The 10,272-nt window shown below is 74.4% G+C and carries 2 protein-coding genes; both read left to right on the top strand.

Features of this window, described 5'->3' with window-relative positions:
• The first annotated feature begins 634 nt into the window (after window positions 1-634).
• A complete protein-coding gene (locus PPSIR1_RS40325; RefSeq protein ID WP_045117722.1) occupies window positions 635-10,048 on the top strand; it encodes a type I polyketide synthase in 9,414 nt (3,137 codons plus the stop codon).
• A gap of 16 nt (window positions 10,049-10,064) precedes the next feature.
• The coding region (locus tag PPSIR1_RS40320) for a hypothetical protein (RefSeq protein ID WP_006977100.1) at window positions 10,065-10,272 on the top strand (208 nt) is incomplete at its 3' end.

The following is a 10,272-nucleotide window of genomic DNA, read 5'->3' as shown; positions in this document are numbered from 1 at the left end:
CGAGGGCTGGAGAACAGGTGTCAGCGCGGCCAGGCAAGAGGCGGTTGGAGGACGGCGTCGTTCGAGCGTCCGGGGGAGTGTCCAGCGTGTGAGCGGCGAGATTCGGCGAGGTCTCGGCGGTGTTCGGGACTTGCTCACGATTCTCCGTGGAGTCACGGACTGTGCGGATTCGCGAGGTCGAAGAGCCGCGCATATCCCTGGCCCAGGCTGGCGCGTGCGTACGTAGGCAACTCTAGCTGTATCGTTGAGTAGCCACACCTGGGGGTGAGCATGTATCGTCAGTGAGACGATCAGGACTCCACACTGCGCTAATTCCGATTTGCACAGTGTACCGATCAAAGCGCGAGCGGGTCAGCATCTGGTGTCAGTTCTCGGCCAGCAGGCGCCGCGCAGGGCCCGCGTGGCGTGTCTGGAGCTCGCGATCTCGAGAATGGCGCGCGCACTCGACTGAATTGGGAGCGAGCATTTTTCTCACTGTTGGCACACCCTCGCGATCTCGCGGGTTGATTTTGGACCGCAATATCCAAACGCTTCCGGTTGGCACGCAAACCCATCCGCCGGCTTGTTGTCATCGCGGAGCGCTTCCGGTAAGCACCCGTCAGCTTTCTTTCTCCCATCGCAAAGGAGACCCCACATGTCGCAGACCAACGGCGGAGGGCGTGTCCAGGGGACCATTCGTGCCTGGCTGCGGGAGCAGCTCGCGCGAGTGTGTGACCTGGAGCCCGAGGCGATCGATATCAATGAGCGATTTAGCCGCTACGGGCTGACCTCGATGGAGGCTGGCCGCTTTACCCGTGCGCTCTCCGAGTGGCTGGAACGCGATCTGCCGGCGACTTTGGTCTGGGAGTACCCGACTTGTGACTCGCTCGCGGCCTTCCTCGCGGGCGCGGATGAGGGAGGGGCGGAAACAAGCGAGGAGCTCGGCGCCGTCGAAGGTCGGGACGAGCCCATCGCCATCGTCGGGATGGCCTGCCGCCTGCCTGGGGCCGCGGATCTGCCCAGCTTCTGGCGCCTGCTCGTCGGTGGGGTGGACGCCGTCGTCGACACGCCGGCCGAGCGCTGGGACGTACAGGCGCACTTCGACGCAGACCGTCTCACCCCCGGCCGCATGAGCACCCGCTGGGGTGGCTTCCTCGACCACGTCGACCGCTTCGACCCGGGCTTTTTTGGCATCTCGCCCCGGGAGGCCGAGCAGATCGATCCGCAGCAGCGGCTGGTCCTCGAGCTCGCTTGGGAGGCGCTGAGCAACGGCGGGATCGCGCCCACGGGCCTGCGCGCGAGCGACACGGGCGTGTTCGTGGGGGCGATGTGGTCGGACTACGCCCGCCAGGCCCGGCCCGGGCTCGACGCGGTCACGCCGCACTCGGCCACGGCGCAGGACCTGAGCGTGATCGCGGCCCGGGTGTCCTACACCTTCGGCCTCCAGGGCCCCTGCATGGTCGTCAACACGGCCTGCTCCTCGGCCCTCGTGGCCGTCCACCTGGCCTGCCAGGCCCTGCGCCTGGGCGAGAGCCAGATCGCGCTGGCGGGCGGGGTGAACCTGCTGCTCCACCCCGAGAGCTCGGTGATGATGTCGAAGTTCGGGGCCATGGCGCCGGACGGGCGCTCGAAGGCCTTCGACGCCCGCGCCAACGGCTACGTGCGCGGCGAGGGGGGCGGGGTGGTCGTGCTCAAGCGCCTGTCCCAGGCCCTGCTCGACGGCGACCGGGTCTACTGCGTGATCCGAGGCAGCGCGGTCAACAACGACGGCATGAGCAACGGCCTGACCGCGCCCAGCCCCAAGGCCCAGGTCGAGGTGCTGCGCAAGGCCTACGCGGCGGCGGGCGTGCACCCGAGCCGGGTGCAGGTCGTCGAGACCCACGGCACGGGGACCCTGCTCGGCGACCCCATCGAGGCCGGGGCGCTGGGAACGGTGCTGGGCAAGGGGCGCGCCCCCGAGGCCGCCCTGGCCATCGGCTCGGTCAAGACCAACCTCGGCCACCTCGAGGCGGCCGCGGGCGCGGCTGGGCTGATCAAGACGGCGCTGGCCCTGCACATGCGCCGCTTGCCGCCGAGCCTGCACTTCGAGACCCCCAACCCGCACATCGACTTCGAGGGCCTGGGCCTGCGGGTGCCCACGCGCGTGGAGGACTGGCCCGAGGACGGCGGCCAGGCCCTCGCGGGGGTCAGCTCCTTTGGCTTCGGCGGGACCAATGCCCACGTCGTGCTCGCGGGCGTTCCGGCGCGCAGCGTGGGTCTGCTGCCCCTCGCCGGGCGGGACCAGGCGGCGCTCGAGGGCGCCGCGCAGGCGCTGATCCAAGCCGCGCGCGAGCCCGGGGCCGACCTGCCCAGCTCGTGTCGTCAGGCCGCGGCTGCGCTGCCCTCGGATGACCTGGGCCGGGCCCGCCGCGTCGCGTTGACTCTGCGCGGCGTCGAGGGGCTCGAGGGCGCCCTCGCGCAGGCGCTGTCGGCCGAGGCGGCTCCGGGCGTGGCCGTGGGCGATGGCGTGGAGCGAGCGCCCAAGCTGGCCTTCGTGTTTGGCGGTCAGGGCTCGCAGTGGCCGGCCATGGGTCGGGAGCTGCTCGAGCACGAGCCCGTGTTCCGGGCGGCCCTCGAGCGCTGCGAGGTGGCCATGGCCGCCCACGTCGACTGGTCCCTGCGCGAGGTGCTGATCGACGAGGACCCCGAGTGGCTGACGCGCAGCGACGTCGCGCAGCCGTGCATCTTCGCCATGCAGGTCGCCCTCGCGGCGCTGTGGCGCAGCTACGGGGTCGAGCCCGACGTGGTCGTGGGCCAGAGCATGGGCGAGGTCGCGGCCGCGCACGTGGCCGGCGCGCTGAGCCTCGAGGACGCGGCGCGGGTCATCTGCGAGCGCAGCCGGATCGTCTCGCAGGTGCGCGGGAGCGGGGGCATGGCCCTCGTCGAGCTCGGCCTCGAGCGCGCCCGGGAGGCCATCGAGCCCTACGCCGGGCGGCTGTCCGTGGCCGTCAACAGCGGGCCGCAGGCGACGGTGCTCGCCGGAGACGTCGACGCCCTCGACGCGCTCGAGCGCGCCCTCGAGCAAGACACGAGCGAGGGGGCGCCGAGGCTGCGCCGCATCCAGGTCGACTACGCCTCCCACAGCGCGCACATGGATCCTCTGCGGGAAGAGCTGGCGGCGACCCTCGACGGCCTGCGCCCGCGCCCGACGACGATCCCGCTGCGCTCGACGGTGACCGCCGCGCCCATCGACGGTCGGACCCTGGGCGCCGACTACTGGGTCCGGAACTTGCGCGAGCCCGTGCTCTTCGCCACGGCCTGCGCGGGTCTGCTGGACGAGGGCGTCGAGCTCTTCGTCGACCTCAACCCCCACCCGGTGCTCCGCCACAGCCTCGATCAGATCATCGCGGCTCACGACGGCGAGGCCGCTCGGACCGCGGTGAGCCTCGCCTCCATGCGCCGCTCCGAGCTGGGCCGGGCGGTGCTGTGCGACTCCCTGGGCGTCGCCTTTGCCCGCGGCGTGGAGCTGGACTGGTCGACGGTCAACCCCGCGCCGGAGCTGCGCGCGGGGGCGGGCGTCGCCGTGGCCGAGCAGGCGCGCGCCGAGCTGTGCCCGATCAGCGCGCACAGCCCTGCGGCGCTCAGCGAGCGCGCGCGCAGCTGGGCGAGCTGGCTGGCAACGCGCCCGGACCTGAGCCTGCGCGACGTGGCCTTCAACGCGGGCGCGCGCGAGGCTCACCACGGTCTGCGCGCGGCCCTGGTGGCGCGCTCGAGCGCCGAGCTGCGCGCCGAGCTCGAGGCCCTCGCCGAGCGCGTCGAGGGCCAGCGAGAGCCCCTCGCCGAGGTCCGCGGGCGGCCCAAGCTCGCCTTCGTGTTCCCGGGTCAGGGCTCGCAGTGGGCCGGCATGGGTCGGCGGCTCATGGACACCGAGCCCGCGTTTCGCCGCGCCGTCGAGGCCTGCGAGGCGGCGCTGTCGAAGCACGTCGACTGGCGCCTGAGCGAGGTCCTGATCGCCGACGAGGACCTCGCGCGCCTGGGCGAGCTCGACGTGGTGCAGCCGGCGCTGTGGGCCATGGAGGTCGCCCTCGCGGCGCTGTGGCGCGCCTACGGGGTCACGCCCGACGCGGTCGTCGGGCACAGCATGGGCGAGGTCGCGGCGGCCCACGTGGCCGGGGCGCTGAGCCTCGAGGACGCCGCCCAGATCATCGCCCTGCGCAGCCAGCTCGTGCGCGCGCGGGCGAGCGGGCGCGGGGCCATGGCCGTCGTCGAGCTGGGCGAGGCCGAGGCCGAGGCCGCGATCGCGGCCAAGCCCGAGCGCGCCCAGGCCCTCGCCGTGGCTGTCGTCAACGGACCCCGGGCCAGCGTGCTCTCGGGGGAGACCGCGGCCCTCGAGGCCCTGCTCGCCGAGCTCGAGGCGCGCGGCGTGTTCTGTCGCCGGGTCAAGGTCGACTACGCGTCGCACAGCCCGCAGATGGATCCGCTCTTGCCCGAGTTGATCGCGGCCCTCGACGGCCTCGCGCCCACGCCCATCGCCGTGCCCATGTGGTCCACGGTCACCGGCGGGTGGCTCGAGCCCGGCGCCTTGCTCGACGCCGAGTACTGGGCCCAAAACCTGCGCGCGCCGGTGCGCTTCGCCGAGGCCGTGCGCGGCCTGGTCGAGGCCCGCCACGCGCTCTTCCTCGAGCTCAGCCCGCACCCGGTCCTGCGCCTCGCCGTCGAAGATGGCCTGCGCGCCGAGGGCTCCGAGGGTCTGGCGCTGGCGTCCATGCGCCGCCGCGAGGACCCCCGGGAGCACCTCCTGCGCGCCGCCGGGGCCCTCCACGTCCGCGGCCTGTCCCCGGATTTTTGCGCCCTGAGCGGGAGCGGTCGAGCCCGGACCCTGCCGACCTTCCCCTTCCAGCGTACGCGCCTGTGGCTCGAGCCGGAGCCTTCGCAGGCCGAGCCGGTTCGTGCTCGGCGCGGTCTGCTGGGCGAGGGGCGCCAGGACGCCGGGGCGCCGGAGCGCTGGACCTGGGAGGGCCTCGTCGGTCCGGACGCGCCGGCCTACCTGGCGGATCACCGCGTGGGCGGCCAGAGCGTCCTGCCCGGGGCCGCCTTTGTCGAGTTGATCTTCGCCGCCGCGGCCGAGCGCTGGCCCGAGGGAGCTGCGCGCGTCGACGGCCTGGAGCTCCGGGCTGCGCTGGTGTTCGAGGACGCCGAGCCTCGCCGGGTTCAGGTCGTGCTCGAACATGGACGCGCGCGGGTCTACAGCGCGGGCTCCGAGACGTCGACGTGGACGCTGCACGCGAGCGCGACAGTGCGTCCAGCGGACGCCCAGGAGTTCGCCGACGTCGACCCGGCCAGCCTCGCAGCGGGCGAGGCCGTGGACCTGGATCGCCTCTACGCGGAGCTGTCTGCCGTGGGCATCGACTATGGCCCGCGCTTTCGCGGCCTCGAGCAGGCCTGGCGCGTGCCGGGGACGTCCGAAGTGCGGGCGCGCCTGCGCGGAGGGGCCGTCGAGGCGGGCTTTGGCCTGGCGCACCCGGCCGTGCTCGACGCGTGCTTCCAGCTCGCCTACGCGACCGCTCAGGGACGGGTGGGCGCCGAGGCGGGGGCGCTGGTCCCCGTTGGCTGCGGCTCGATCCGTCCGCTCGTCCGCGGCGCGCTGCGCCCGAGCTGGGTGCGGGCGCGCGGCCGCGAGGACGGGGAGGGGCTCCGGGTCGACCTCCAGCTCTTCGACGCCGACGGCCGTCACCTCGCGGAGATTTCGGATCTCGCGTTCACGCGGACCCTCACGCTCGCCGGACGATCCATCGCGCCGGCGGCAGGAATTAACCCGAGCGAACCCCCGACCATGATCGACGCGGCGACTGTGACCTCCGACCTCACGCTCTGGCGGCACCGCTGGGTCCCCGCGCAGCTCGCGGCCGCGCCCGCGGGGCAGGGGGGGCGGATCGTCCTCGTTGCGAGCCGACCCGACCCGCGGGTGGTGCCGCTCGCCCTCGAGCTCGACCGGCGCGGCGAGGCCGTGACGGTGATCGCCGCGGGCTCGCTCCTCACCCAGCTCTCGGGCCAGGCTTCCGGGCAGCTGCGGGCGATCGAGTGGTCTCCCGCGCGCGCGCCCGCCGAGCTGCTCGCCCAGGCCCCCGCCCCGCGGGCGGTGCTGCTGTTCGCGGGGGGCCCCTCGCAGGCGGGCGAGCGCGAGCTCGACGCGCAGCGCAGCGTCGCCGCCACCGTCGACGCGCTGGGGTGGATCCAGGCCGTGATCGCCCAGGGCGGCGCGCCCAAGCTGTGGCTGATCACCGAGCGGGCCCGGGCGGCGCGGCCGGGCGAGGCCCTCGCCGTGGGCCAGGCGCCCGCGTGGGGCCTGGCGCAGACCCTGCTCTACGAGCACCGAGAGCTGCGCACGACGGCCCTCGACCTCGACTCGGACACGAACGCAGCGCAGCTCGCCGAGCTGATCGTCGCGGCCCCCGAGGAGCAGCACCTCGCCCTGCGGGGCGGCCAGCTGCTCGCGGGTCGGATCGCCGCCCAGGCGCCCGGCAGCCCGAGCGCGCCGGCGCGGCTGCGCGACGGCACGTACTTGATCACTGGTGGTCTCGGCGGTCTGGGCCTGGCCACGGGGCGCTGGCTCGTCGAGCGAGGCGTCCGCAGCCTGGCCCTGCTCGGGCGCAGCGGCGCGACCAGCCCGGCTCAGCGCGAGGCCATCGAGGACCTCGAAGAGCGGGGCGTCGACGTCCTGGTCCTGCGCGCCGACGTCAGCCGTCGGGGGGAGCTCGCCGCGGCGCTGCGCCAGGTCGAGCGGGGCATGGATCCCCTGCGCGGGATCATCCACGCCGCGGGCGTGCTCGAGGACGGCCTCGTCGCGAATCTCGACGCCGAGCGGACCGCCCGGGTGCTCGCGCCCAAGGTCCTCGGCGCGGCCCACCTCGACGCGCTGTCGCGGGAGCTGAGCTTGGACCACTTCGTGCTCTTTTCCTCGGCGGCGGCGTTGATCGGGAGCCCGGGTCAGGCCAACTACGCGGCCGGCAACGCCATGCTCGACAGCCTGGCCGAGGATCGGCGCGCGCGCGGGCTGCCCGCGGTGTCCGTGGCTTGGGGGCCCTTCGGCGACGTGGGCCTGGCGGCGGGCGACGAGCTACGCAGCGAGCGGTTGGCGGCGCGGGGCATGGGCGCGCTGCGGGTGCGCGAGGCCTTCGCGCTGCTCGACGCGATCTTTGGCGCCGACGCCCCGGCGCACGTGGGCGTCCTGGCGCTGGATCTGCCGCGGTGGTCGGCGAGCTATCCGGGGCTGGCGGGCGCGGCCGTGCTCGGCGGCGACGGGCTCGCGGAGGCCGTGATTGCGCCGGCTTCCACTCCGATCTCCACTCCGATCTCCACTCCGATCTCCACGCCGGCTTCGGTCTCGACTCCAGCCCCAGCTCCGGTCTCGACCCCGGCTCCGACCCATGGCTGGACCAAGGCCAAGCTCGTCGCCCTGCTGCGCGACGAGGCCGTGTCCGTGCTGCGCGTGCAGCCGGGGCAGGTCAGCGAGGGCACGGACCTGCTGACCCTGGGCCTGGACTCGCTCTTGGGTCTCGAGCTGCGCAACAGCCTCGAGGCGGCGCTCGACCTGCGCTTGCCGGCGAGCTTGTTCTGGGAGTCGCCGCGGGTTGGGGAGCTCGCCGAGCAGCTGCTCGAGCGCCTGGGCGGCGCGGCTTCGGCTTCGACGCCCGCGCCCGCGCCGGCCCCCGTCGCGGCCCCGCCGGTCGAGCGCCGCGTCGCGCCTGCGCCCGCTCCCGTGGTCGAGCCCCCGAGGCAGCCGGCCGCGTCGACGGTGGGCTGGTCCGCCGCGCCCACCCGCGGCGTGGACGAGCCCATCGCGATCATCGGCGTCACCGGCCGCTACCCCAAGGCGCCGAGCCTCGACGAGCTGTGGGCGCGCCTCGAGGCCGGTGAGGACTTCATCGAGGCGGCGCCGCGCGAGCGCTGGGCTGGCCTCGGTGGTTCGCTCGGCGACGAAGAGCGCTTCGGCGGCTTCCTGACCGGCGTCGAGGACTTCGACCCCGTGCTCTTCCAGCTGTCCCCCCGGGAGGCTTTGGCCATGGATCCCGCCGAGCGCCTCGTGCTCGAGGCGGCCTGGCGGGCGCTCGAGGACGGCGGCTACGGCCAGCGCGGAGAGGGGCGCTCGCGGGAGCGGGGCGTGGGCGTGTTCGTGGGGGCGATGTACGGGCAGTACGCCTGGCTCGCCGACGAGCAGCTGCGCGAGAGCACGGTGTTCAACAACTCCTACTTCGCCCTCGCCAACCGCGTCTCGCACTTCTTCGACTTCCACGGCCCGAGCATCGCCGTCGACACGGCCTGCTCCTCGTCCACCGTCGCGCTGCACATGGCCTGCCAGGCCCTGCGCGCGGGGGAGTGCGCCATGGCCCTCGCCGGCGGCGTCAACCTGACCCTGCACCCCGACAAGTTCACGGCCCTGGCCGCCTACGGGATGCTGGCCAGCGGCGCGGTCAACCGGGGCCTGGGCCAGGGCGACGGCTTCCTGCCCGGAGAGGGCGTGGGCATGGTCTTGCTCAAGCCGCTGTCGGCGGCCCTGCGCGACGGCGACCGCGTCGAGGCGCTCGTGCGCGGGAGCGCGGTCAACCACAACGGCCGCGGCATGGGCTACACGGCGCCCAGCCCCCGGGCGCAGGGGCAGCTGATCGAGCGGGCCCTCGAGCGCGCGGGCCTGGGCGCGGGGGACCTCGACTACGTCGAGCTCGCGGCCAACGGCTCGCCCCTGGGCGACGAGGGCGAGCTGACGGCCCTGGGCGCGGTGTTCCGCCGCGCGGGCGTGCGCGGGCCCGTCCCCGTGGGCACGGTCAAGAACAACCTCGGTCACCTCGAGGCGGCCTCGGGCATGTCGCAGCTGGCCAAGGTGCTGCTCCAGCTGCGCCACCGTCGGCTCGCGCCGGCGATCCACACCCAGCCCGCCAACCCGCACCTGAACCTCGACGGTCGGGACAGCCCCTTCGTCGTGCAGGCCCGGGCGGAGCCCTGGCGGGCGCGCTCGGGTCCGCGGCGCGTGCTGATCAACTCCTTCGGGGGCGGGGGCGCGGCGGCCTGCGTGGTCGTCGAGGAGGCGCCCGCGTCGGCCCCGAGGTCGCGGGAGCAGGGCGCGCGGCTGTTCGTGCTCTCGGCCCCCGACGCGCCGCGCCTGGCCGGGCTGGTCGAGGCCCTCGAGGCCCACGTGCTCGAGGCGGGCCCGGAGCTCTCCCTGCGCGACCTGGCCTTCACCCTCGCCCAGGGCCGGGCGAGCTTCGAGCACCGCCTGGCCTTCCTGGCCGGTGACTACGCCGAGCTGCGCGAGCGCCTGGCGGCGGCGCGCATGGGCGACGAGGCGGGGCTGTTCCGCGGCGAGCTGAGCCCGGGGCAGCGCCCCCTGGCGCTGTTCGAGGACGACGAGGACCTGCGCGAGACGGTCGCGCGGTGGCTGGCCAAGGGCCGGCTGGACCGCCTGGCGCAGCTGTGGGTGGCGGGCGTGGAGCTCGACTGGAGCGCCCTGCCCGAGAGCCTCCGCGGCCGCCCCGTGCGGGCGCCGGGCGTCGCCTTCGCGCGCATGCGGCTGTGGCCGGAGGCGATCGGGGGTCGGCCGAAGGCGGCCGCGCCCGTGAAGCCAGCGGTGCCGGCGAAGGCGTCGGAGCCGGCTCCGGCTCCGACCCCGACTCCGACTCCGACTCCGACTCCGACTCCGGACTCGGGGGATGCCCTGAGCCGGGTGCTCGAGGCCGTCGCCGAGCTCTTGCAGTTCCCCGACCCCTCGATGGTCCACCCCGACGAGCAGCTGCGCCGCTACGGCTTCGACTCCCTGGCCGCGGCGCGCCTGGTCAATCGGGTCTCGCCGGGCCTCGACGCGGCCGCGGCCAGGCGCACCTTCCTGGGCCTGCGCACGGCCCGAGAGTGGGCTCGGGCCCTCGACGCTCTGCCCACGGCGAAGCCCACCCCCAGCGCGGAGCCTCAGCCGGCCCCGGCTCCGGACCCCCAATCATCCGCCGACGACGCGCGCGCGCGTCTCGAGGCCTTGCTGACCGACGTCGCGGCGGGTCGGCGCAGCCCCGAGGACGCCCTGCGCGAGGCCGAGGCCAACTGAAAGACGCGACATCCCCATGGACGCCATCAATCGTGAGCTGATCTTCCGCCGAGTCGCCGAGGGCGAGCTGTCCGTGGACGCGGCCATGGCCCTGTTGGCCCCGTCCAAGGCGGCCGAGCCGTCCGAGCCTGCGGTCCGATCCAGGCAACCGGTCGAGCCGGACGGGCCCTTCCCGCTGTCCGTCGCCCAGCGGGCGGTGTGGAGCTACCACGAGCTGCACCCGG

This window comes from Plesiocystis pacifica SIR-1 (assembly GCF_000170895.1).
In the GTDB taxonomy this organism is placed as follows: domain Bacteria; phylum Myxococcota_A; class Polyangia; order Nannocystales; family Nannocystaceae; genus Plesiocystis; species Plesiocystis pacifica.
Note: the sequence above shows the minus strand (reverse complement) of the source record. Positions and strands in the feature narration are given on the sequence as shown.

Bases quoted from the DNA above. Each gene is read 5' to 3' on its own strand.
- PPSIR1_RS40325 (WP_045117722.1), top strand. From the start codon at position 635: ATGTCGCAGACCAACGGCGGAGGGCGTGTCCAGGGGACCATTCGTGCC.